Source organism: Microbacterium sp. CIAB417, from assembly GCF_022788845.1.
Map to the genome: position 1 here is coordinate 861,551 of NZ_JAHZUT010000001.1, position 23,466 is coordinate 885,016.

23 protein-coding genes are annotated in these 23,466 nt (G+C 70.0%); 18 read left to right on the forward strand and 5 right to left on the reverse strand.

Annotated features, from left to right (window positions below; genetic code table 11):
- Positions 1–49 precede the first annotated feature (49 nt).
- Together pdxS and pdxT are read left to right on the forward strand one after the other, a co-directional pair.
- Positions 50–943, forward strand: a complete 894-nt coding sequence (pdxS, locus tag KYX17_RS04265) for a pyridoxal 5'-phosphate synthase lyase subunit PdxS (protein ID WP_243225604.1) — start codon at positions 50–52, stop codon at positions 941–943.
- Positions 933–1,523: a pyridoxal 5'-phosphate synthase glutaminase subunit PdxT gene (pdxT, locus tag KYX17_RS04270; protein ID WP_243225605.1), complete on the forward strand. Its 591-nt coding sequence runs from the start codon at positions 933–935 to the stop codon at positions 1,521–1,523. Before pdxS ends, pdxT begins: the two co-directional genes overlap by 11 nt.
- Before the next feature lie 34 nt (positions 1,524–1,557).
- On the opposite strand, the gene KYX17_RS04275 is transcribed toward pdxT, so the two are convergent.
- Positions 1,558–2,481, reverse strand: a complete 924-nt coding sequence (locus KYX17_RS04275) for a phosphotransferase (protein ID WP_243225606.1) — start codon at positions 2,479–2,481, stop codon at positions 1,558–1,560.
- Between the two features lie 161 nt (positions 2,482–2,642).
- Between KYX17_RS04275 and KYX17_RS04280 the strand changes: the two genes are divergently transcribed.
- The 8 genes from KYX17_RS04280 (at position 2,643) to KYX17_RS04315 (ending at position 11,309) form a co-directional block, all read left to right on the forward strand.
- Positions 2,643–3,401: a YebC/PmpR family DNA-binding transcriptional regulator gene (locus tag KYX17_RS04280; RefSeq protein WP_243225607.1), complete on the forward strand. Its 759-nt coding sequence runs from the start codon at positions 2,643–2,645 to the stop codon at positions 3,399–3,401.
- 98 nt (positions 3,402–3,499) lie between these two features.
- Positions 3,500–4,066 carry a crossover junction endodeoxyribonuclease RuvC gene (ruvC, locus tag KYX17_RS04285; RefSeq protein WP_243225608.1) on the forward strand — a complete coding sequence of 189 codons (567 nt, stop codon included), beginning with the start codon at positions 3,500–3,502 and terminating at the stop codon, positions 4,064–4,066.
- 27 nt (positions 4,067–4,093) lie between these two features.
- Complete coding sequence (gene ruvA / locus KYX17_RS04290) at positions 4,094–4,708, forward strand: Holliday junction branch migration protein RuvA (protein ID WP_243225609.1); 615 nt, start codon at positions 4,094–4,096, stop codon at positions 4,706–4,708.
- Positions 4,701–5,729, forward strand: coding sequence for a Holliday junction branch migration DNA helicase RuvB (gene ruvB / locus KYX17_RS04295; RefSeq protein ID WP_243225611.1), 1,029 nt, complete (start codon positions 4,701–4,703; stop codon positions 5,727–5,729). The genes ruvA and ruvB overlap by 8 nt, the downstream gene beginning before the upstream one ends.
- Before the next feature lie 67 nt (positions 5,730–5,796).
- The gene (yajC, locus tag KYX17_RS04300; protein WP_243225614.1) at positions 5,797–6,222 is read left to right on the forward strand and encodes a preprotein translocase subunit YajC; all 426 of its coding nucleotides are present in this window, start codon (positions 5,797–5,799) and stop codon (positions 6,220–6,222) included.
- Positions 6,223–6,278: 56 nt separating this feature from the next.
- The gene (gene secD, locus KYX17_RS04305) at positions 6,279–8,009 is read left to right on the forward strand and encodes a protein translocase subunit SecD (protein WP_243225616.1); all 1,731 of its coding nucleotides are present in this window, start codon (positions 6,279–6,281) and stop codon (positions 8,007–8,009) included.
- Positions 8,009–8,998 (forward strand): protein translocase subunit SecF, encoded by a 990-nt coding sequence (gene secF, locus KYX17_RS04310; RefSeq protein WP_243225618.1) that lies wholly within the window; start codon positions 8,009–8,011, stop codon positions 8,996–8,998. The genes secD and secF overlap by 1 nt, the downstream gene beginning before the upstream one ends.
- A gap of 64 nt (positions 8,999–9,062) precedes the next feature.
- Positions 9,063–11,309 (forward strand): bifunctional (p)ppGpp synthetase/guanosine-3',5'-bis(diphosphate) 3'-pyrophosphohydrolase, encoded by a 2,247-nt coding sequence (locus KYX17_RS04315; protein WP_243225620.1) that lies wholly within the window; start codon positions 9,063–9,065, stop codon positions 11,307–11,309.
- On the opposite strand, the gene KYX17_RS04320 is transcribed toward KYX17_RS04315, so the two are convergent.
- Together KYX17_RS04320 and KYX17_RS04325 are read right to left on the reverse strand one after the other, a co-directional pair.
- Positions 11,279–11,839 carry a type IV toxin-antitoxin system AbiEi family antitoxin gene (locus KYX17_RS04320; protein WP_243225621.1) on the reverse strand — a complete coding sequence of 187 codons (561 nt, stop codon included), beginning with the start codon at positions 11,837–11,839 and terminating at the stop codon, positions 11,279–11,281. The genes KYX17_RS04315 and KYX17_RS04320 overlap by 31 nt on opposite strands.
- A gap of 70 nt (positions 11,840–11,909) precedes the next feature.
- Entirely contained in the window at positions 11,910–13,250 is a 1,341-nt protein-coding gene (locus KYX17_RS04325) for a DUF349 domain-containing protein (protein ID WP_243225622.1), read from the reverse strand.
- Between the two features lie 225 nt (positions 13,251–13,475).
- On the opposite strand from KYX17_RS04325, the gene nirB reads away from it, so the two are divergent.
- Genes nirB through KYX17_RS04350 form a run of 5 tightly spaced genes read left to right on the forward strand, consistent with a single transcriptional unit; the run spans position 13,476 to position 19,436 of the window.
- A complete protein-coding gene (nirB, locus tag KYX17_RS04330; RefSeq protein ID WP_243225623.1) occupies positions 13,476–16,043 on the forward strand; it encodes a nitrite reductase large subunit NirB in 2,568 nt (855 codons plus the stop codon).
- Positions 16,040–16,402 (forward strand): nitrite reductase small subunit NirD, encoded by a 363-nt coding sequence (gene nirD, locus KYX17_RS04335; protein WP_243225624.1) that lies wholly within the window; start codon positions 16,040–16,042, stop codon positions 16,400–16,402. Before nirB ends, nirD begins: the two co-directional genes overlap by 4 nt.
- Positions 16,399–17,634: a uroporphyrinogen-III C-methyltransferase gene (gene cobA / locus KYX17_RS04340; RefSeq protein WP_243225625.1), complete on the forward strand. Its 1,236-nt coding sequence runs from the start codon at positions 16,399–16,401 to the stop codon at positions 17,632–17,634. Before nirD ends, cobA begins: the two co-directional genes overlap by 4 nt.
- Positions 17,631–18,755 (forward strand): uroporphyrinogen-III synthase, encoded by a 1,125-nt coding sequence (locus KYX17_RS04345; RefSeq protein ID WP_243225626.1) that lies wholly within the window; start codon positions 17,631–17,633, stop codon positions 18,753–18,755. Before cobA ends, KYX17_RS04345 begins: the two co-directional genes overlap by 4 nt.
- A gap of 3 nt (positions 18,756–18,758) precedes the next feature.
- Complete coding sequence (locus KYX17_RS04350) at positions 18,759–19,436, forward strand: sirohydrochlorin chelatase (protein WP_243225627.1); 678 nt, start codon at positions 18,759–18,761, stop codon at positions 19,434–19,436.
- Positions 19,437–19,529: 93 nt separating this feature from the next.
- Here KYX17_RS04350 and KYX17_RS04355 read toward each other — a convergent pair whose 3' ends face one another.
- The gene (locus tag KYX17_RS04355; protein WP_243225628.1) at positions 19,530–20,441 is read right to left on the reverse strand and encodes a formate/nitrite transporter family protein; all 912 of its coding nucleotides are present in this window, start codon (positions 20,439–20,441) and stop codon (positions 19,530–19,532) included.
- A 134-nt stretch (positions 20,442–20,575) separates the two neighbouring features.
- Positions 20,576–20,863 (reverse strand): hypothetical protein, encoded by a 288-nt coding sequence (locus KYX17_RS04360; RefSeq protein ID WP_243225629.1) that lies wholly within the window; start codon positions 20,861–20,863, stop codon positions 20,576–20,578.
- 109 nt (positions 20,864–20,972) lie between these two features.
- On the opposite strand from KYX17_RS04360, the gene KYX17_RS04365 reads away from it, so the two are divergent.
- The 3 genes from KYX17_RS04365 (at position 20,973) to KYX17_RS04375 (ending at position 23,434) form a co-directional block, all read left to right on the forward strand.
- Positions 20,973–22,322, forward strand: coding sequence for a replication-associated recombination protein A (locus KYX17_RS04365; protein ID WP_243225631.1), 1,350 nt, complete (start codon positions 20,973–20,975; stop codon positions 22,320–22,322).
- A 168-nt stretch (positions 22,323–22,490) separates the two neighbouring features.
- The gene (rpsD, locus tag KYX17_RS04370) at positions 22,491–23,120 is read left to right on the forward strand and encodes a 30S ribosomal protein S4 (RefSeq protein ID WP_243225632.1); all 630 of its coding nucleotides are present in this window, start codon (positions 22,491–22,493) and stop codon (positions 23,118–23,120) included.
- A 125-nt stretch (positions 23,121–23,245) separates the two neighbouring features.
- The gene (locus KYX17_RS04375; protein WP_243225633.1) at positions 23,246–23,434 is read left to right on the forward strand and encodes a hypothetical protein; all 189 of its coding nucleotides are present in this window, start codon (positions 23,246–23,248) and stop codon (positions 23,432–23,434) included.
- The last annotated feature ends 32 nt before the right edge of the window (positions 23,435–23,466 follow it).

A 23,466-nucleotide genomic window follows, 5' to 3' on the forward strand; every position in this document is an offset into this window, starting at 1 on the left:
GTTTTGGCATAGATCAAATGGATCATTGACCTCGATGAAGGGAAACCCGATGTCCCAGCCAGTCGCCACCGGAACCGGGCGCGTCAAGCGCGGCCTTGCCGAAATGCTGAAGGGCGGCGTCATCATGGACGTCGTCACGGCCGAGCAGGCGAAGATCGCCGAGGACGCCGGAGCCGTCGCGGTCATGGCTCTCGAGCGCGTCCCCGCCGACATCCGCGCGCAGGGCGGCGTGTCGCGGATGAGCGATCCGGACATGATCGACAGCATCATCGACGCCGTCTCGATCCCGGTGATGGCGAAGGCACGCATCGGCCACTTCGTCGAGGCGCAGGTGCTTCAGGAGCTCGGCGTCGACTACATCGACGAATCCGAGGTGCTCTCGCCGGCTGATTACGTGAACCACATCGACAAGTTCGGCTTCACCGTCCCGTTCGTCTGCGGGGCGACGAATTTGGGCGAGGCGCTGCGGCGCATCAACGAGGGGGCGGCCATGATCCGATCCAAGGGCGAGGCCGGCACCGGGGACGTCTCGGAGGCGATGAAGCACATCCGGAAGATCCGAGGCGAGATCGCCGCGCTCACAGCACTGCCCAAGGACGAGCTGTTCGTCGCGGCGAAGGAGCTGCAGGCGCCGTATGATCTGGTCGCCGAGATCGCCGAGACCGGCAAGCTGCCGGTGGTCCTGTTCGTCGCGGGAGGCGTGGCGACACCGGCGGATGCCGCGATGATGATGCAGCTCGGCGCCGACGGCGTGTTCGTCGGGTCCGGGATCTTCAAGTCCGGCAACCCCGCCGAGCGTGCCAAGGCGATCGTGAAGGCCACGACGTTCTTCGACGACCCGAAGGTGATCGCCGAGGTCTCCCGCGGGCTGGGCGAGGCGATGGTCGGCATCAACGTCTCGGACCTCCCCGCCCCGCACCGGCTCGCCGAACGTGGCTGGTAGGCCCCGGGTCGGAGTCCTCGCGCTCCAGGGCGACGTGCGGGAGCATGTCGCCGTGCTCGAGCATCTGGGCGCCGCCGTGACACCGGTGCGGCGTCCGGAGGAGCTCGCGCAGGTCGACGGTCTGGTGCTCCCGGGCGGCGAGTCGACCGTCATCGACAAGCTCGCGCGCGCCTTCGGCCTCGCCGAGCCGCTGCGGGCGCGCATCGCCGACGGGATGCCGGCGTACGGCACCTGCGCGGGACTCATCCTGCTCGCGGATGCCGTCCTCGACGCGGCACCGGGACAACAGAGCTTCGGCGGTCTGGACGTGGTCGTGCGCCGCAACGCCTTCGGAAGGCAGAACGAGTCGTTCGAGACCGAGATCGCCGTCGACGGATTCCGCAGCCCGGTTCAGGCCGCGTTCATCCGCGCTCCGCTGATCGAGAGGGTCGGACCACGCGCCCGTGCGATCGGCGCGCTGCCGGACGGCGGGGTGGTCGCGGTCGAGCAGGGCGCGCTGCTGGGCACATCGTTCCATCCGGAGGTCGCAGGGGAGGACCGCTTCCACCGTCGGCTGCTGGAGCACGTGCGCGGGCGTTGATCGCCTGGCGCTCCCACGGGTCCCGCGCCGACACTCAGACGAGTTCCTCCAGCCATCGGAGGGCCGGGGCGGCCTGGGCGCGCTGGAAGGCGCGCAGCCCGGGCAGCTGCGGGATCTCGGGCCGCGCCTGTTCGAACCAGAAGAACGACGCGATGCCGGCGATCACGGGGAGCATCGACTCCTGGCTCGGAGCTCCGCGCTCCTCGAAGATCGTCCACGCTGCAGCACATGGCGGTCCTCCGGCCGCTTCGACGCTGGGCAGGAACCAGGGCAGATCCACCCAGGCCGCACCTCGTCGGGCGTGCGGCCAGTCCAGGAACTGCGCGCGTTCCCCGGAGATGAGGATGTTGTCGGCGCGAAGATCGCCGTGGATGATCACGTCGCCGTCGATCGCCTCGCCGATCGCGTCGCTCAGGGCGACGAGCTGCGGCATCCGATCCCGGATGCGAATCGGGAGCCCGGCGAGCGACTCGGAGGAGGTCGCGATCTCCGGCCAGCGCACGCAGCCGGGGATCATGCTCTGGGCGGCGGAGGGCAGCGTGGCAGGCGCCGGGGTTACGGAGAGCACGCTCATGCCCTCGGCGACGGCGTGCAGGTGCTCGACGGTCCACGGGGAGCCGGGATGCCTGCCCTCGACGACCGGCAGCACGCACGCCGTGCCCGTCTCGTCGTCGATTCCGGCCTGAAGGGTCGGCGCGATGCCCGGGGCCAGCGCCTCGAGAACGGCGATCTCTTGGCGCAGGAACAACGCCGAGTCGGCGTGGCCGTCGGAGGCGACGGCCTTCACGAACACGTCTCCCGCCGTCGTCCGCACGCGCCCGGCGTACCCGGCGCTGAATCCGCCGTGCGCGGGCTCGTCGGCGACGTACGAGCCGCCGACCTCGGCCAGGATGCGCTCGCGCAGCACGGTAGGCAGCGACCCCCACGCGGGGCGTTCCCGGTCGGCTCCCATGCGCATCCGGTCAGTGTACGGGTCGGCATCGCCAGCGCGGCACCGTGGACGCGGCGAGCATCACGTGGGCGCAGGCAGGACGCACGGCCTCGCGCCGCGGGACCTCCTGATTAGAATGGACGATGCCCTGGAGCAGGTGCCGGGGCGGATTCGACGAGCGGAGTCACATGTCCGGGCATTCCAAATGGGCCACCACGAAGCACAAGAAGGCCGTCATCGACGCCAAGCGCGCGAAGTCGTGGGCCAAGCTCATCAAGAACATCGAGGTCGCCGCCAAGCTGGGCGGACCCGATCTGCAGGGCAACCCGACCCTGTTCGACGCCGTGCTCAAGGCGAAGAAGACCTCCGTCCCCAAGGACAACATCGACCGGGCGATCAAGCGCGGCGCCGGCATCGGCGGCGAGGCCGTCGAGTACACCTCGATCATGTACGAAGGCTACGGACCCAACGGCGTCGCCCTCATGATCGAGTGTCTGACGGACAACAAGAACCGTGCGGCCGCGGAGGTGCGCACCGCGCTCACCCGCAACGGCGGCACGCTCGCCGACCCCGGGAGCGTGGCGTACAACTTCAGCCGCAAGGGCGTCATCGTCGTCAGCGGTGAGAACACCACCGAGGACGATGTGATGATGGTGGCGCTGGAGGCCGGTGCCGAGGAGATCGAGCCGCACGCCGAGGGTTTCGAGATCGTCACCGAGGCGACGGACCTCGTTCCGGTGCGCTCGGCGTTGACGGATGCCGGGATCGAGTACGAGTCCGCGGACGTCGAGTTCGTCCCGAACCTGAAGGTCGAGATCGACGCGGACACCGCACGCAAGATCTTCCGCCTCATCGACGCCCTCGAGGACAGCGACGACGTCCAGAACGTCTTCAGCAACTTCGACCTGACCGCCGAGGTCCAGGCCGAGCTCGAGAACGACGAGTGAGGACCGCGTCCGTCGCATCGTGAAGCGGCCGGGACGGACCGGGGGCGAGTGACGCGCGCCTGCACGCCTGAGAAGACCACCGCGCATAACCTGGGGGAGTGACCTCCTCGACGATCCGCGTGCTCGGAATCGACCCCGGACTCACCCGCTGCGGGGTCGGTGTCGTCGACGTCGACCGATCGCGGCGAGCGCGGCTCGTGCATGTCGGCGTGGTCCGCACTCCGGTGGATGCGGCGATCGGCGACCGTCTCGCGGCCGTCGCCGCGGGCATCCGGCAGGTCGTCACGAACTTCGGACCGGATGCCGTGGCCGTCGAGCGCGTGTTCGCCCAGCACAACAGCCACACCGTGATGGGAACTGCTCAGGCATCGGGCGTGGCCCTTCTCGTCGCGGCGGAGGCAGGGCTTCCTGCCGCGACGCACACGCCGAGCGAAGTGAAGGCCGCCGTCACCGGATACGGATCGGCCGACAAGAGGCAGGTGCAGGCCATGATCGCCCGCATCCTGCGTCTGGACGCACCTCCCCAGCCGGCCGATGCCGCGGACGCGCTCGCGATCGCGCTGTGTCACGCGTGGCGTCGTGGTCCCGCGGCGGGCCCGAGCGCCGAGAACCTGACGCCCGCGCAGCGCGCCTGGGCCGAGGCCGAGCGTGTCGCTCGAACATAACTACGACGGGCATCGTAAGGTGGACGAATGATCTCCTCCCTGCACGGCGTCGTCCTGCACGCCACGAGCGACCAGGTCGTCCTCGAGGTCGGAGGCGTCGGCTTCGCCGTCGCCGTCCCTGCTGACGTGGCGCACACCGCCCGGATCGGGGAGCGGCTGCAGCTGCACACCAGCCTCATCGTCCGCGAGGACGCGCTGAGCCTGTTCGGCTTCGCCGAGCGCGACGAACTGGAGATCTTCGGACTCCTGCTCGGTGTGACGGGCGTGGGACCGAAATCCGCTCTCGGCGTCCTCTCGCACCTCACCGTCGACCAGATCGCCGAGGCCGTGACGGCCGAGGACGATGCCCCCTTCCGGCGCGTGTCGGGCATCGGCCCGAAGACGGCCAAGCTCATCGTGGTCCAGCTGGCGGGAAAGGTCCACGCGACGGCCCCGGCGGCCAGATCCGGCGCCGTGTCTGCGGACATCGCCGATCAGGTCACGGCGGCGCTGGTCGGTCTCGGCTGGTCCGAGCGCGTCGCGGGCGAAGCCGCCGCCCAGACGATCGAGGAGGCGAGCGAGGCCGAGCGTTCCTCGGTGCAGGCGCTGCTGCGCCGGACGCTCGCCCTGCTCGGGCCGGCTCAGGGAGGCAGCCGTGGCTGACGCCCGCGACGCTGCCGAACCCCTCGACGAGACCGAGCTCGCGATCGAGGGCGCACTGCGCCCGTCGAGTCTGGGGGAGTTCGTCGGCCAGCCCAAGGTCCGCGGGCAGCTGCAGCTGCTGCTCGAGGCCGCGAGACTCCAGCAGCGTCCCGCCGACCACATCCTGCTGGCGGGTCCCCCCGGTCTCGGGAAGACGACGCTGGCGATGATCGTCGCGCACGAGAGCGAGCGGCCGCTGCGGCTGTCGAGCGGCCCCGCGATCCAGCACGCCGGCGACCTGGCCGCGCTGCTGTCCAGTCTCGTTCCCGGCGAGGTGCTCTTCATCGACGAGATCCATCGCATGGCGCGCTCAGCCGAGGAGATGCTGTACCTCGCGATGGAGGACTTCCGCATCGACATCATGGTCGGCAAGGGCGCCGGTGCCACCAGCATCCCTCTGGATCTCGCACCCTTCACCCTGGTCGGCGCCACGACGCGTGCCGGGCTGCTGCCGAACCCGCTGCGCGACCGCTTCGGGTTCACGGGTCATCTCGAGTTCTACGACGACTCGGATCTCGAACAGGTCATCGCACGTTCGGCGATCGTGCTCGATGTGGCTCTTCCGATCGACGCGAGGGCCGAGATCGCGCGTCGGTCGCGCGGCACGCCCCGGATCGCGAACCGGCTGCTGCGGCGAGTGCGCGACTACGCGCTCGTCCACGGCGCCGGGCGTGAGGCATCCGTCGCCGACGTGCAGGCGGCCCTCGAGCTGTACGACGTCGATCCGATCGGCCTGGACCGCCTGGACCGCGCGGTGCTCGACACGCTCGTGCGCCGCTTCCGCGGCGGCCCGGTCGGTCTCAGCACGCTCGCGGTCGCCGTCGGGGAGGAAGCCGAGACGGTCGAGAGCGTGGTCGAGCCCTATCTCGTGCGCATCGGCTTCCTGGGGCGCACTCCGCGCGGGCGCGTCGCGATGCCCGACGCCTATGCGCATCTCGGGGTCGCGCACCCCGAAGGGGCAGCATTGTTCGATGACCTATAATCGCTGAAGACTTCACCCGACCCCCTCTTCGCACGCTCTGTCGCGTGCCCCCGGAAAGGTTCCTCCCATGGAAATCATGCTGTTCGGTCTTCTCGCGGTCCTGCTCATCTTCATGGTGATCAACACCCGCAAGCGCAACAAGCAGATGAAGGCCGAGCAGGAGGAGAAGGCGCAGAAGACCGTTCCCGGCGCCAAGGTGCTCCTGCAGGGCGGTCTGTACGGCACGGTGGTCTCCTTCGATCCCGAGAACCTCGACCAGCCCGCCCAGATCGAGCTGGCGCCCGGAGCGGTCGTCGAGGTGCACAGCCAGGCGATCCTGCGCGTGGTCGACCCCACCGATGAGGTGGTCGAGGATGCGGACACCGTCGCGACGGACGAGGACGCCGTCGAGGCGATCGACGAGGCTCCGGCGACCGAGGAGGCCGCCCCGTACAGCGTCGAGACCCCCGAGGAGACCCGCGCGCGTCTCGAGCGCGACGCCGACGGCAAGTAGCATTCCCCCAGCAACCACATCCATCCCCGCCGGTCTTCCCAGAAAGCGCGACCCACGTGGCATCCTCCACTCCGACCCGTCATGCGTGGCGGGTCCTCCTCGGCCTGCTCCTGGTGACGGCCGCCCTGTTCGGCATCAATGCGCTCGGCGTCTACGGCTTCAAGCAGAGCTCGTGGACGCCTGAGCTCGCGCTCGACCTCCAGGGCGGCACGCAGATCATCCTTAGCGCCGTCACGGAGGACGGTTCGGACCCGACGCAGGAGCAGCTCGACCAGGCCGCGGACATCATCCGTCAGCGCGTCGACGCCTCCGGCGTCGCCGAGGCCGACATCACCACCGAGGGCGGACGCAACATCGTCGTCCAGATCCCGGGCGAGGCCGACGAGGAGACGCGAGCGCGCATCCAGGCCGCCGCGCAGCTGGAGTTGCGACCGGTCATCTACAGCACCGCCGCGGCGACGGAGTTCACCGGCGAGGACGGGAACGCGACGCCGTACCCGAGCCCGGATCCCTCTGCGAACGCCGTGCCGAGTCCCGAGCCGACCGACTCCAGCGACCTCGCCTGGGTGACCGAGAAGCTGCAGCAGGAGTTCCTCGCCTACGACTGCGCGAATCCGCAGAACGATCCGTCGAACGCCGACCCCGACCAGCCGCTCATCACGTGCGACGACGCCGGCACCGCGAAGTTCATCCTCGGTCCGCAGGAGCTCGACGGCACCGCGATCGACGACGCCACGTCGGGTCGCGACCCCCAGACCGGAGCGTGGATCGTCCAGCTGGACCTCGACGACGACGGCGCGAGCGTCTTCGGCGAGATCAGCCAGCGGCTGTACCAGAACAAGCTCGACGGGCTCAGCCCGCGCGATCAGTTCGCGTTCGTGCTCGACGGCAAGGTCATCTCCGCGCCGCAGATGAACGGCGTCATCCTGGACGGCCGCCCGAGCATCTCGGGCAGCTTCACGCAGGAGACCTCGCAGACGCTCGCGGACCAGCTCAAGTACGGCGCGCTGCCGCTCAGCTTCACGGTCGAGAGCTCCGACACGGTCTCGGCCACCCTCGGAACGCAGCAGCTCCAGATCGGCCTGATCGCGGGTCTGATCGGTCTCGCCCTGGTCGCCCTGTACTCGCTCTTCAGTTACCGGGCCCTCGGCTGGGTGATCATCGCCTCCATCGCGGTCATGGCGGTGCTGACCTACATCATCATCTGCATCCTCGCCTGGCGGATCGGCTACCGTCTGTCGCTCGCCGGCGTCGCGGGTCTGATCGTCTCGATCGGTTTCACGGCGGACTCGTTCATCGTGTACTTCGAACGCATCAGGGACGAGCTGCGCGACGGCAAGTCGGTCACGGCGGCTGTCGAGGACGGTTGGGGCCGCGCCAAGCGCACCATCTACATCTCGAAGTCGATCAACGTCCTCGCGGCCGTGGTGCTGTACATCCTCGCGGACGCGACCGTGAAGGGCTTCGCGTTCACGCTGGGTCTCACGACCCTCATCGACGTGTTCATCTTCGTGATCTTCACGCACCCGGTGATGCAGCTGCTCGCCCGCACGAAGTTCTTCGGCGAGGGGCACCGGCTCTCCGGCCTCGACCCCGAAAGCCTCGGGGCCGTCTACCGCACCAGGACGCAGTACCGAGAGGTCCAGACCGCTTCGGCCGGGCGCGGCGCCAAGAACGCCCGCTCCCGCGGGGAGGCGGACCGTCGACAGACGATCGCGGAGCGCAAGAGAGCCGAGGCCCTCGCCGCCGAATCCACGAGCACGACCGGAAACGAGGGCGGGCACTGATGTTCTCCATGAATGAGTTCGGCAACAACCTCTACACGGGCAAGACCTCGTTCCCGTTCGTCGGGAAGCGCCGCCTGTGGTTCTGGATCGCGATCGCGCTGGTCGTCGGCTCGATCCTGGTGCTGTTCGTGCGTCCGCCGCAGTTCTCCATCGAGTTCACCGGCGGCTCGCAGTTCACGGTGGCCGCTCCCGAGACGACCGACCAGTCGCTCGCGAGCGAGGCGGTCCGGACGGTCGTTCCCGATGCCGCGACCAAGGTCGCGGTGATCGGCGACACGGACGTCCGGGTCCAGACCGACCAGATGAGCGCGGAGGAGACCCAGCAGGTCGCCGCAGCCCTCGCCGAGGCCTACGGCGTGGACCAGAGCGAGGTCACCTCTTCCTTCATCGGCCCGGCCTGGGGAGAGAACGTTACCCGGCAGTCGCTGTGGGGCCTGGCGATCTTCCTCGCCCTCACCTTCCTGATCCTGGCGATCTACTTCCGCACCTGGAAGATGTCGGCCGCCGCGATCCTCGGTCTGCTCGACGTGCTCGTGATCACGGTCGGGATCTACTCGGTCGCCGGCTTCGAGATCTCCCCGGCAGCCGTGATCGGATTCCTCACGATCCTCGCGTACTCCCTCTACGACACCACCGTCGTGTTCGACAAGATCCGGGAGAACACCACGGAGGACGGGGAGAAGTCCGCGCGCCTGTTCGGCGAGTCCGTCAACCTCGCCGTGAACCAGACGCTCGTCCGCTCGATCAACACGTCGATCGTCGCCGCCCTGCCGGTCGGCGCGATCCTCTTCATCGGCGCGTTCTGGCTCGGTGCCGAGACGCTCACGGACATCTCGCTCTCGATCTTCGTCGGCATCATCGTGGCGACCTACTCGACGCTGTTCGTGGCCGCTCCGCTGTACTCGCTGTTCCGCGAGAAGGAGCCGGCCATCGCCGAGCGCGACGCCCGTATCCGCGAGTCGCGCGAGCGCGCCGTCGCCAGTGCCTGACGCCCCCGGACGGGGCTGCGGCCCCGCCGAGGCGCGTAGGATTGCAGAGCCCAGGAGGTAGCCGATGGCGGAGGCGAACACGCAGACGCAGGGATCCAGTCTCAGACGACTCGTTCCCCGCATCTTCTCGCGCGCGCCTCGCGTCGACGACCTGGACAAGCTGAGCCGGACGGTCAGGGCCAACCACCCCAAGGGCGACCTCGCGATCATCGATCGCGCTTTCGCCGTCGCCAAGGAGAAGCACGCCGGGCAGAAACGGCAGAGCGGCGAGCCGTACATCACGCACCCCCTCGCGGTGGCCCAGATCCTCGCCGAGCTGGGCCTCGGGCCCCGGGCGATCGCGGCCGCGCTGCTGCACGACACGGTCGAGGACACCGGTTACGCGCTGAGCGACCTCACCGCCGAGTTCGGCGACGAGGTCGCCATGCTCGTGGACGGCGTGACCAAGCTCGACAAGGTCAAGTACGGCGAGAGCGCACAGGCCGAGACCGTCCGCAAGATGATCGTGGCGATGTCCAAGGACATCCGCGTGCTGCTCATCAAGCTCGCCGACCGTCTGCACAACGCGCGCACGTGGGGCTTCGTCCCGCCGGAGAAGGCGGCGAAGAAGGCGAAGGAGACCCTCGAGATCTACGCGCCGCTGGCGCACCGTCTCGGCATCCAGGCCATCAAGAGCGAGCTCGAGGACCTGTCCTTCGCCGTGCTCCACCCGAAGATCTACGCCGAGATCAACAGCCTGATCGCCCAGCGCACCCCGCAGCGCGAGAAGTACCTGCAGCAGGTCATCGAGGCCATCGACGAGGACCTGCGCGACCTCCGCATCCGCGGCAAGGTCGTCGGCCGGCCCAAGCAGCTGTACTCGGTGTACCAGAAGATGGTCATCCGCGGCCGTGAGTTCGACGACATCTATGACCTCATCGGCATCCGCGTGCTCGTGAACTCGGTGCGCGACTGCTACGCCGTGCTCGGCGCGATCCACGCCCGCTGGACGCCGCTGCCCGGCCGGTTCAAGGACTACATCGCGACGCCGAAGTTCAACCTCTACCAGTCGCTGCACACCACGGTCATCGGCCCGAGCGGGCGCACGGTGGAGATCCAGATCCGTACGCACGAGATGCACCAGCAGGCCGAGTTCGGCGTCGCCGCGCACTGGATGTACAAGGAGCGCATGAACGGCGGCAAGGCCGAGATGCGGGCCTCGGACACCGACATGGCGTGGCTCGCGCACATCTCCGACTGGCAGGCCGAGACGGCGGACCCCGGCGAGTTCCTGGATTCCCTGCGCTTCGAGATCGGAGCGAAGGAGGTGTACGTCTTCACCCCCAAGGGACGGGTGATCGGTCTGCCCGCCGGCGCGACGCCGGTCGACTTCGCGTACGCCGTGCACACCGAGATCGGCCATCGCACCATGGGGGCGAAGGTGAACGGCCGGCTCGTACCGCTCGAGTCGGTGCTCAAGAGCGGCGACGTCGTCGAGGTCTTCACGTCCAAGAATCCGGATGCCGGCCCCAGCCAGGACTGGCTCGGATTCGTCAAGAGCACCCGAGCGCGCAACAAGATCCGCGGCTGGTTCACCAAGGAGCGCCGTGAGGAGGCGATCGAGCAGGGCAAGGAGGCCATCGCCCGCGCGATGCGCCGCCAGAACCTGCCCCTGCAGCGGCTGATGAGCCAGGAGTCGTTCTCGGAGCTCGCGCGTCAGCTGCACTACGAGGACGTCGCCGCGCTGTACGCGGCCGTCGGCGAGGGGCACATCTCCACGCAGTCCGTGATCGAGAAGGTCACCGCTCTCGTCGCCGCAGAGGACACCAGCACGGGCGCGATCACGCTCCCTGTGACGCCCAGCCGTGAACCGCGCTCCGGGGACTCCGGTGTGCTCGTCCGAGGTGCCTCGGACATCCTGGTCAAGCTTGCGAAGTGCTGCACTCCGGTCCCGGGCGACCAGATCGTCGGTTTCGTCACGCGCGGCAGCGGGGTCTCCGTCCACCGCGCGGACTGCGTCAACGTCAAGGCGCTGGGCGCGGACGAACAGCGTTTCGTCGACGTCGAGTGGGGCCCCACGAGCAAGAGCGTGTTCCGCGTCCAGATCCAAGTGGAGGCGCTGGACCGCTCCGGACTCCTGTCGGACGTCACGCGCGTCCTCAGCGAGCACCACGTGAACATCCTCTCCGCGACCGTGACGACGACGGACGAGCGTCTGGCGCTCAGCCGCTTCGTGTTCGAGATGGGCGACGCGGTGCACCTGGACAGGGTGCTCAACGCGGTGCGTCGCATCGACGCGGTCTACGACGTGTACCGCGTGACCTCTTCGTAGACCGCCTCCAGGACCCGGATAGCCGTCCGCTTGCCTGGCAGGCGCTCGTGCGCCGCGAGCCGGGCCACGGCCTCGCGGACCTCGGCGGGATGCATCGCGGCCAAGACGGACAGCCAGCTGCGCGAGCCCGGGACGTGGTCGGTGCGAGCGAGGTCCACCATGGCCGCGGTCACAGTCAGGACCCGCAGGCCGCCCATGACCTGCAGATCCGTCGGCGGGACGACGCCCTCGTGCAGTACGAGACGTCCGTGCGCGGGTGCCCGGAGGCGCCGGTCGCCGTGCGGACGCACATGGCAGCGCAGCGGCGGGCGATCGCCGGCTCCGTGCACCCACGCCGCTGTCGGCCCGGACACGACGTGTTCGGGGCGCACGAGTGGGGCGAGGGACGCCAGGCGCAGCGCCGGTGTCTCCGGGACGTCGGCCGGAACGAAGGCCTCGCCGACCTCGACGAGCAGACCGTCCAGTCGCAGCGCCGTCAGCTCGGTCGCGGACAGCGGCTCACCGGTGCGATGCAGCAGCGGGGAGGACATGCGTCCAGTGTGGACGAAGCCGCCCTCCGGCGGGACCGGAGGGCGGCTTCTGTGGAGAACCTCTGCGAGCTCAGCCGCCGAGCGCGCTGAGCCATGCCCGACGCGCCTCGAGCGCCTCCGCCGCCTCGGCGGTAGCCTTCGCGTCACCGGCCTTCTCGGCGGCGGCCTTCTCGGCCTCGAGCTTCTCGATGGCGTCGAGCAGCTGCTGGCTCATGTCGTTCGCGCGCGCCTTCGTCTCCGGGTTGTTCTTCTTCCAGTCGACGTCCTCGCGGGCCTTGAGCGCCTGCTCGATGACACGGAGCTTGTCGTCCAGCGCGCGCTCCTTGTCGCGCGGGAAGATGCGGCCGACCTCGTCCCACTGCCGCTGGATGCTCGTCAGGAGGGCACGGGCGCGCTTGATGTTCGGCTCGTCCGCCACGGCCTTCGCCTGCTCGAGCAGCGCGGTGCGCGCTTCGATCCGAGGAGCCGAGTCGGCCTCCTCGGCGGCGCTCTGCTCGGCGCGGGCGGCGTACAGGGCGTCGCCCGCCGCCTTGAAACGGGCCCACAGCGCATCGTCGACCTTGCGACCGGCACGCCCTGCGGCCTTCCACTCGTCCAAGAGAGAACGGTACGAGGGGATGCCGTCGACTCCACGCGGGGCGAGAGCCTCGGCGCGCTCGACGAGACGGGTCTTGACGTCGCGGGCGGCCTTGTGGGTCTCATCGAGTTCGGCGTAGAACGCGCGGCGCTGACGGTCGATCGTCGCGCGTGCGTCCCGGAACCGCTTCCAGAGCTGCTGGGAGACGGATTTCGGAAGGCGCGGTCCGTTCTGCTGCTGGGCCTGCCAGGTCTCGAAGAGCTCGGTGACCTCGGCCGTGACCTGCTTCCAGTGCGCCTTGGACAGATCGCCGGCCGCGATCGCCTCGATCCTCTCGACGAGCACGGTGCGATCGGCGATGGCCTGGTCGAGCAGCTCCTTCGCCTTCTCCGCCTCCTGCGCGCTGGCCTCGGCGAGGGAGGCGGTGAGCGCGTCGAGCCGCTCCCGGAGCCCGGCGAGGTCGCCGACGGCCGCGGCATCCGTCACCTCGTCGACGAGGTGACGCGCCTGGGCGGTCAGCTCGCCCGCGGCGGCACCGCCGCCGGACAGACGCTGCTCGAGGGTGGTCACCTTGAACGCGAGGTCCTCGAACTTGCGGACGAAGTACGCGAGAGCCTCCTCGCCCGTGGCATCCGGGTACTGGCCCACGACACGCCAGGTGTCGCCCTCGCGCACCTCGACGGTGCCGTCCTCCGTGACTCGTCCCCAGTCGGCTGCACCGGCGATGGTGGGAGCCACCGGGGCGGCTGCGGCGACGGGAACGCGGGGCGGACCGGGCACGCGCGGCGGGGAGGGGACAGGGGGAGTCGGCTTCGGCGATTCGGTGGCAGACACGATGTTCTCCTTGCGCGGTCATCCCGCGGGAGGGGGAAAGGACGGTGATCAGCCTAGTATGCGCGGCGTCGCCGGACGGTCTCAGGGTGATGGCTGCCACTCACATCTTCGTTACCGATTTGTGAGCAGATCGTTCGACGCGCGTAACGGCCACCGGACGTTGCGCGAAACACCGCGGACCTACCTTCGGGAGCACCGAACAGAGGAGGCGCCGTGGGAGACGGAATGGCGACATCGTCCGATGTGCTCGTGGTGGGTGCCGGCATGGTGGCGCACCGGTTCGTGGAGAGCCTGGTCACGCGCACCGACGACGATCTCCGCATCACGGTGATCGGCGAGGAGGGACGTGCGCCGTACGACCGGGTCGGGCTCACATCCTTCTTCAGCGGCGCGACTCCGGAGGAGCTCACTCTGGACGCGCAGGTGCTTCACGACCCCCGTGTCCGACTCATCGCGGGCGACCGCGTCACCGCGATCGACCGCGTCGGACGCACGGTCCGCACCCGGTCCGGCCTCGACTACGGCTACGGCACCCTGGTGCTGGCGACGGGGTCGTATGCGGCGCGCGTGGCGGTGGACGGCTCGGATCTGCCCGGATGCTTCGTCTACCGGACCCTGGACGACGTCACGCGGATGCGGGAGTACGTCGAGCGCCGCAGCGCTCAGCTCGGCCGGCCTCTGCGCGGAGCAGTGATCGGAGGCGGCCTGCTGGGCCTGGAGGCTGCCGGAGCTCTGCAGGGACTGGATGTCGAGTGCACGGTCGTGCAGTCCTCCGACCGGCTCATGTCCGCGCAGCTCGACCTCGCCGGTGGAACCATGCTGCGGCGTCTGATCGAATCCCGGGGGATCTCGGTGCGCACCCAGAGCCGCACCACCCGGCTGGATCCCGACCCTTCCGGCGCCGTGGCCGCGCTGCAGTTCCAGGACGGCAGCATGCACGCCGCGGACATCGTCATCTTCACGGTGGGCGTGCGTCCGCGGGACGAACTGGCCAGGCACGCCCAGCTGGCGGTCCACCCGACCGGCGGCGTCCTCATCGACGACCGCTGCCGCACCGCCGACGAGCACATCCTCGCGATCGGGGAGGTGGCGAACTACGACGGCCGCTCGGTCGGCCTGGTGGCGCCCGGTTACGCCATGGCCGAGGTGGCCGCGACCCGGCTGCTGGGCGGAGACGCCACGTTCCCCGGCTACGACGAGTCCGCCAAGCTCAAGCTCTCGGGCGTCGACGTCGCCAGTTTCGGGGACGCCATGGCGACGACCCCGAACGCGCTCGACGTCGTCTACGCGGATCCCGTCGCGGGGGTGTACAAGAAGCTCGTGCTGTCGGACGACGCGAAGACGCTGCTGGGCGGCATCCTCGTGGGAGACGCGTCCGCCTACGGCTCGCTGCGTCCCCTGGTCGGCGCTCCGCTCGGCGGCGACCCCGCCGCCTACCTGATGCCCGCGGGCGGCGTCGAGGCGCCGACAGGGGAGCTGCCGGACGCCGCCGTGGTGTGCTCCTGCTCGAACGTCTCCGCGGGACGCATCCGCCAGGCCGTGCACGAGGAGGGCTGCACCGACGCCGGCGCGGTCAAGGCGTGCACCAAGGCGGGCGCCACGTGCGGATCCTGCATCTTCACGGTGAAGAAGATCGTCGGGCAGGAGCTGTCGAAGCTCGGCCAGACCGCGTCCAACGCGCTCTGCGAGCACTTCGACCTCTCCCGCCGTCAGCTCTTCGACGCCGTGCGCGTGTCCGGACTCACCACGTTCAGCGCCGTCATCGCGCGGTTCGGCCGCGGGCGCGGCTGCGACGTCTGCAAGCCGGCCCTCGCCAGCATCCTCGCCGTCCTGGTCGGCGAGCACGTGCTCGCCGGCGAGAACGCCGCACTGCAGGACACAAACGACCACGTGATGGCGAACATGCAGAAGGACGGGACCTATTCGGTCGTACCGCGCATGCCCGGCGGAGAGGTCACGCCTCAGGGGCTCATCGCCATCGGACGCATCGCCGACGACTACGGGCTCTACACGAAGATCACCGGCGGTCAGCGCATCGACATGTTCGGGGCGCGGCTCGAACAGCTGCCGGAGATCTGGCAGCGCCTCGTGGATGCCGGGTTCGAATCCGGGCAGGCCTACGGCAAGGCGCTGCGCACCGTGAAATCGTGCGTGGGGTCCACCTGGTGCCGCTACGGCGTGCTCGACTCGGTGGGCATGGCCGTTCGTCTCGAGCTGCGCTATCGCGGCCTGCGGTCGCCTCACAAGCTGAAGGTCGGCGTCTCCGGCTGCGCTCGGGAGTGCGCGGAGGCGCGCGGCAAGGACGTCGGCGTGATCGCGACGGAGACGGGATGGAACATGTACGTCGGCGGCAACGGCGGGTTCTCGCCCCGCCACGCCGAGCTGCTGGCCTCCGATCTGGATGACGAGGGACTCATCCGAGCGATCGACCGGTTCTTCATGTACTACATCCGCACGGCGGATCGGCTGCAACGTACCGCGGGCTGGTGCGAGGAGCTCGAGGGCGGTCTCGAAGGCCTCAAGCAGGTGATCTTCGAGGACAGCCTGGGCATCTGCGCCGACCTGGATGCCGCTATGGCCGCGCACGTGGACCGCTACGAGGACGAATGGGCCGCGACCCTGCGCGACCCGGAGAAGCTGCGCCGCTTCGAGTCCTTCGTCAACGCGTCCGACACTCCCGACCCGTCGCTCGCCTACGTTCCCGAACGCGGCCAGGTGCGCCCGGCCACGGCCGGCGAGCGCGCCGCCGGCGGCGTGCTGATCGCAGGAACCACTCTGGAGGTGCGCCGATGACCATCGCGACAGACCCGCAGACGCTCGTCCGCGTGTGCGCCGTGACCGACCTCGAAGTGGAGCGCGGCAGAGCCGCTCTGTTCGGCGCCACGCAGATCGCGCTGTTCCTCCTCGTCGACGGCAGCGTCCACGCCGTGGACAATCTCGACCCGTACAGTGGAGCGAACGTCCTCTCCCGCGGCATCGTGGGAACGCGGGGCGAGGCGCCCACCGTGGCCTCGCCGATGCACAAGCAGGTCTTCGACCTGCGCACCGGCGAGTGCCTGGATCCGCAGGGGAAGGAACCGGTGGCCCTGCGCGTGTGGCCGGTGACGGTGATCGACGGCATCGTGCATATCGACGGTGAGGGCCTGCGATGACCCTGCTGCTCGGGGTCTCGCTCGCCGGCCGCGACGTGCTGCTCGTCGGCGGGGGATCGGTGGCGGCCCGCCGACTGCGCCGGTTCCTGGCGGAAGGCGCGCGCGTGCGCCTGGTCGCCCCGGAGGTGCACCCGGAAACGGCGTTGCTGATCCGTCGCCACGATCTCCCGTGGCACCCGCGGCGATTCCGCCCATCCGACGTCACCGGCGCCTGGCTCGTGCACACCGCCACCGGAGACCCGCGCGTGGATCGCGGTATCGCGGCGCGCTGCGAGCGACGTCGCGTGCTCTGCATCAACGCCTCCGACGGCTCGCACGGCTCGGCCCGCCTGACCGCGCAGCTGGACGCCGGGGATGTCACGGTCGCGGTCGCCAGCACGAGCGGAGCGGATCCTCGCCGTTCCGCAGCGCTGCGCGACGCGATCGGCGATCTCCTCGCCTCCGGCAGGCTGCCGCTGCGGCGTCGCCGAGCCGCGCGCTCCGGGCGCGTCGATCTCGTGGGCGGAGGGCCGGGACCGGCCGATCTCATGACCGTGCGCGCCCGACGGGTCATCGCCGAGGCCGATGTCATCGTGGCGGACCGGCTGGGGCCGAGCGCGGAGGTGCTGCAGGATCTCGACCCCGACGTGCGGGTCATCGACGTCGGCAAGCGCCCCGGCAGCCACCCGGTGCCTCAGGAGGAGATCAACCGCATCATCGTCGAGCACGCTGCGGCAGGGCGCCGGGTGGTGCGCCTGAAGGGCGGTGATCCCTTCGTCTTCGGACGTGGCGGAGAGGAGATCCAGGCGTGCCTCGCCGCGGGGATCCCGGTCGACGTCGTCCCCGCACCGTCGAGCGCGATCGCGGTGCCCCAGGCCGCCGGCATCCCCGTGACGCACCGGGGCACGGCGTCCGCGTTCCACGTCGTCAACGGACAAGGGGAGATCACGGCCAGTACGCTGGAGGCGATGGCGGATGACGCGGTGACCACGGTCGTGCTGATGGGCGTGGCGGCCCTCGGCAGGATCGTCCGCGCGGCCGAGCACCACGGCATCGCGGCCGATCGACCGGTGGCGTTCATCGAGAGCGGACACACGCCCCGGCAGCGGACCACGCGCACGACGCTGGGCCGGGCCGTCGCGGACGCTGAGGACATCGGGCTCCGCAACCCCGCGGTCATCGTCATCGGCGACGTCGCCAGGGCCGATCTGCTCCTGCCGTCGCCCGAGCGGATCGGGGCATTCCTGGCGTGACCGGACGACCCCTGCTGGATGCCGTACTGACCGGCTGCACCATCGTGATCGCTGCCGATCGCCGCGCCGGCGACCTCGTCACGGCGCTCGAGCGCCGCGGCGCCCAGGCCTACCGTGCTCCGGCACTGAGCATCCTGCCCAACGCCGACGATGACCTGCTGCTCCAGCGCACGCGGGAGCTCATCGCCGACCCGCCCGACATCGTCATCGTCACGACCGGGGTCGGGTTCCGGGGATGGATGGACGCCGCTCACGAGAACGGTCTCGCCGAGGAGCTCGCCCACGCGTTCCGCGACACGCAGTTCGTCGCTCGCGGCCCGAAGGCCCACGGAGCGATCCAGCAGGCCGGCTTCACGGCGGACTGGGTCGCGGAGTCCGAGACCGCCGCCGAAGTGGGGGAGTACCTCACGGTCGGCGGGGTGTCCGGTCGGCGCGTCGCCGTCCAGCACCACGGCGCCGGTTCCGACGGGCTGGACGAGCTGCTGACCGCGCACGGCGCAGAAGTCGTCAGCATCACGGTGTACCGATGGGGTCCGCCGCCGGACCCCAAGATCGTGAGCCGATCCGTCATGCAGGCCGCCACCGGTGAAGCCGATGCGGTCCTGTTCACGTCGGCTCCGGGGGCCGCGGAGTGGATCCGGACGGCCGAGCGGGCGGGCCGGCTCGATGCGATCCGCCGCCGCGCGGCCTCGGGCCGACTGCTGCTCGCTTCGGTGGGCCCGGTGACGGCTGCACCCCTCGAGCAGTCCGGTCTGCGCACCACGCTGGCCGTCCGCGGACGGCTGGGGTCCCTCGTGCGCTGCGTCGTCGACCACTACGCCACCGGAGCCGCGCCGCGTGAGGAGACCGCCGCGGGAACGATCGAGGTGCGCAGCGGCGGAGCGCTGGTGGACGGCCGCTTCGTCCCGCTGTCACGGGCGTCTGCAAGCGTGCTCGGCGCGCTGTTCGACGCCGGCGGACGCGTGCTGTCGCGCGAGGAGCTCGGGCGCGTGCTGCCCCGCGGAGGGGAGAACGCGCACGCCGTCGAGATGGCGATCGCGCGCCTCCGGGAGGCGCTCGGCTGCTCGGACGCCGTGAAGACCGTGATCAAACGGGGCTATCGTCTTTCCGTCAAGGAGTAAGTCATGACCACTCTCGTCGCGTGTTCGCACGGCACGGATTCGGCGGACGGCCGGCGCGTCGTCGCGGACCTCGTCTCCCTGGTGCGCGACCGGATGCCCGGCGTCCGCGTCGTCCAGGCGTTCGTCGACGTCCAGGAGCCGGACATCGCGTCGGTCGTCGAGCAGGAGCGGACAGCGGACGACGTCGTCGTCGTTCCCCTGCTGCTGTCGGTCGGCTTCCACACCGCCGTCGACATCGCCAAGGCGGTGCGTCCGCACGCCGATGTCCGTCAGGCGGATCCCCTGGGCACGCATCCTCTTGTGGCCCAGGTCCTCGCGACGCGGCTGCGCGCGGCCATCGGCGGCACCTGGCTCGACGGCGACGCGGTCGTGCTCGCCGCGGCCGGATCGAGCAATCCCGCCGCCGTGGCAGACGTCGAAGCCGCAGCAGCGGCGCTGGCGGCCCTGATCCCGGCGCCGGTCACGATCGGGTACGCCTCGGCGATCGAGCCGCGGATCGCCGACGCGGTCCGAGCCGCCAGAGAAGCCGGCGCGACCCGCGTCATCGCCGCGAGCCACGTTCTCGCCCCTGGCTACTTCGCCGGTCTCGTGCGGGGTGCGGGAGCGGACGTCGTCTCGGCGCCGCTGGGCGCGGACCCCCGCATGGCCGATGTCGTGATCGACCGGTTCCGCTCGGCCTGACGCTTCGCCGCCGTCCGCTGACATCTCTGCTGCCGACGGCAGAAGGACGGGGCGGAGCGCTCTGCGCGCCCCGCCCCGTCTCAGCTCCCGGATTCAGGACACGCCGGCGGGCTCGCGCTCGCGGGCGGGCTCCGTGGAGACGCTGCTCGGCGTCCCGTTCGCGGTGGAGAGCGCCGTCCGTGCGGTGCGCTTCGCCGCGCGGGCCCTGCGCGCCTTCGGCCGCCCGTGCGTGAAGTACAGCGGCAGTCCGACGAACACGAGGCCGCCGACGAGGTTCCCGATGACCGTGGGGATCTCGTTCCAGAGCAGGTAGTCCCACAGTGTGAAGTCCGCGCCCAGCAGCAGCCCGGACGGGAACAGGAACATGTTGACGATCGAGTGCTCGAAGCCCATGTAGAAGAACAGCATGATCGGCAGCCACATGGCCGCGATCTTGCCGATGACGTTGTCCGAGACCATCGACAGCACGACGCCCGTCGAGACGAGCCAGTTGCACAGCACCCCGCGGATGAACAGGGTCAGCATCCCGGCCGCGCCGTGATCCGCGTAGCCGACCGTCCGGCCGTGACCGATCTCGCCGATGGCCTGGCCGACCGCGCTCGGTTCCGTGGAGAAGCCGTAGGTGAAGTAGATCGCCATCAGCACCGCGACGAGGAAGGCGCCGCCGAAGTTGCCGAGGAACACCAGGCCCCAGTTGCGGAACATGGCGCCGAGCGTCGCGCCGGGGCGCCGGTCCATCACGGCGAGCGGGCCGAGCGTGAAGACGCCGGTGAGCAGGTCGTAGCCGAACAGGTAGAGGATCACGAAGCCGACGGGGAACAGCAGGGCACCCAGCAGCGGCTGACCCGTGTTCGTCGAGACGGTGACGGCGAACGCCGCTCCCATCGTCAGGAACGCGGCCCCCATGAAGGAGCGGATCAGCGTGTCACGGGTGGACAGCTGCATCTTGTACGCGCCGGCGTCGACCATTCGGGTGACGAGTTCGGCAGGTTTGATGTACGACACGGGACCTCCACGGGGGACGGGAGCACTCGGGCTCGGCTGCGTCCAGCGTGACGGACCGGCGTTTCGACCGCCGACCGGGCAGGTTACGAATGTGGAGCGAACCCCTCACAACCTCCCGACGGTCACGGTGAGGCTCACTCGGCCGGTGTGTCGGAGGGGACCGGGGTGGTGCTCGGCAGCAGCGGCTCGAGCGGCGGAACGGTCTCGGTCGGGGTCGGCGTCGGAGTCGGCTCGGGCGCGGTGACGGCGGCGTGCACGAACTGGCTCGCGACGGCGCCCGCCACGATCAGTCCGCCGACGATGCCGATGACGGTGTTGTCGCGCACGCGCCGAGCGATGCGCCCCTCGTGCCACGCCGTGCGGGCAGCGTAGAGCCTGGCGCGCTCCTGTTCGGTGCGCTGAGCGCTCTTGCGTCCGGCCATCCCTCCACCCTTCTCCGTCGTCGTGGCAGCATCTGCGAGCCTACCGTCCGCGGGGCGGCGGCACGTCCGGCCGGTGCTGCGTGTCCGCGGGCCGCATTAGCCTGGAGTCATGACCGCCTCCGCGCCTCTCCTGTCGGGACAGACCCCGCTCGCGGTGCGGATGCGTCCCGTCTCGCTGGACGAGGTGGCGGGGCAGAAGCATCTGCTGCGCGCCGGTTCGCCGATCCTGGCGCTGGCGGATCCGGAGGCGAGCTCGCCCGGCGCGGTGTCGATCATCCTGTGGGGTCCGCCGGGGACGGGCAAGACCACCCTCGCACAGGCGATCGCCCGCTCGTCCGGACGGCGCTTCGTCGAGCTCTCCGCGATCACGGCGGGTGTGAAGGACGTCCGCGAGGTGATGCAGGAGGCCGTCACGCAGCGCGATCTGTACGGCCAGACGACCATCCTGTTCCTCGACGAGATCCACCGATTCACCAAGGCCCAGCAGGACGCCTTGCTGCCCGGCGTCGAGAACGGCTGGGTCATCCTGATCGCGGCGACCACTGAGAACCCGTCCTTCTCCGTGATCTCCCCGCTGCTGTCGCGCTCGCTCCTGCTGACCCTGCAGCCGCTCACGGACGATGACATCGGCGAGCTCGTCGACCGCGCGGTGGACGACGCCCGAGGACTCGACGGCGCCGTCGCGCTGAGCCCGCCCGCCCGTGCTGCACTCATCCGTCTCGCCTCCGGCGACGCCCGGCGTGCGCTCACCGGGCTCGAAGCCGCGGCGGCCGTAGCCCTGTCCGTCGGCGACGGGGACGAGGACGCCTCGGCGTCCGGCGTCCCGACGATCACCGACGACGACGTCGCCCAGGCCGTCGACAGGGCGCTGCTGCGCTACGACCGGCAGGGCGACGAGCACTACGACGTGATCAGCGCGTTCATCAAGTCCATCAGGGGCTCCGATCCGGATGCCGCGCTGCACTACCTGGCCCGCATGATCGAAGCGGGGGAGGACCCGCGTTTCATCGCGCGCCGTCTCGTGATCTCGGCCGCCGAGGACATCGGTCTCGCGGATCCGCAGGGTCTCGTGATCGCGACGGCTGCAGCCGACGCCGTCGCGTTCATCGGCATGCCCGAAGGGCGCATCCCGCTCGCCGAGGCGACGGTATACCTCGCGACGACCGCGAAGTCCAACGCCGCCTACCTGGGCATCGACGCGGCGATCGCCGACGTGCGCGCCGGTGGTTTCGGTCGCGTGCCGGTGCATCTGCGCGACGCGCACTATCCGGGCGCCAAGCGGCTGGGCCACGGGAAGGGATACCGCTACCCGCACGACAGCGAGCACGGTGTCCTTCCGCAGCAGTACCTGCCCGACGAGCTCGACGGGCGGCGCTACTACAACCCCAAGACGCTCGGTGCGGAGCGCGATGTGGCGGCCCGCCTGGAGCGCATCCGGCGCATCCTCGGCGATCGCTGAGGCCTCCCGTCCGGTCTGTTAGACTTGATCGGCTCGAAACCGTGTTTTCGGGCATCCCCGCGTTCCTCACACCTTCTCCGCGCCCCGGCGTGCGCGCGAAGGCAGAGCGCGGGAGATACGCCCGTGAGACGTGAAAGACACGTCCACGTCATCGGAAGGAAGAACTTCGTGGTCACGAAGTCCCAGGACCGCCGCAAGGTCCGTCTGTCCCGCGCCCTCGGCGTGGCACTCACCCCGAAGGCCGCCCGCTACCTCGAGAAGCGTCCCTACGCTCCGGGCGAGCACGGCCGCACCAAGCGCAAGGCCGACAGCGACTACGCCGTCCGCCTCCGCGAGAAGCAGCGTCTGCGCGAGCAGTACGGCATCCGCGAGAAGCAGCTGCGCATCCAGTTCGAGGAGGCCCGCCGCAAGGACGGCCTGACCGGTGAGAACCTGGTCGAGCAGCTCGAGATGCGTCTGGACGCCCTCGTGCTCCGCTCCGGTTTCGCCCGCACGACCGCGCAGGCCCGCCAGCTCGTCGTGCACCGTCACATCCTCGTCGACGGCCAGCTCGTCGACCGCCCGTCGTTCCGCGTGAAACCGGGTCAGCTCATCCACGTCAAGGCCAAGAGCGAGGGCCTCGAGCCCTTCCAGGTGGCGGCAGCCGGCGGTCACGCCGAGGTGCTCCCCCCGGTTCCGGGCTACCTCGAGGTCGAGCTCGACAAGCTGCAGGCACGTCTGGTCCGTCGCCCGAAGCGCGCCGAGGTCCCCGTGACCTGTGAAGTGCAGCTCGTCGTCGAGTACTACGCGGCTCGCTGAGCGAGACGCGCTGACACAGCGTTGCGAGAGGCGTCGGGTTTCCCGGCGCCTCTCGTCGTCTGCCGGGTCGAATGCGCATACGATGGAACGACCGCGTCTGGGCGGAGCGAGGCAAGGACATCGACATGAAGAAGCTGCTGTGGTTCCTCATCGGAGTGATCGGCGGATTCGTCGCCGCGCACTTCATGAACAAGGACCCTCGCGGTCACGACATGCTCGCCGAGGTGGATGCCCGCATCAGCGGGTTCACCGCGATCCTCGGCGAGGCGTACCGCGCCCAGGAAGCCCGCCTCGCCCAGCCCGACGAGAACTGATCTCCCTATCGGCGCCATCGCACCGGCGCCGG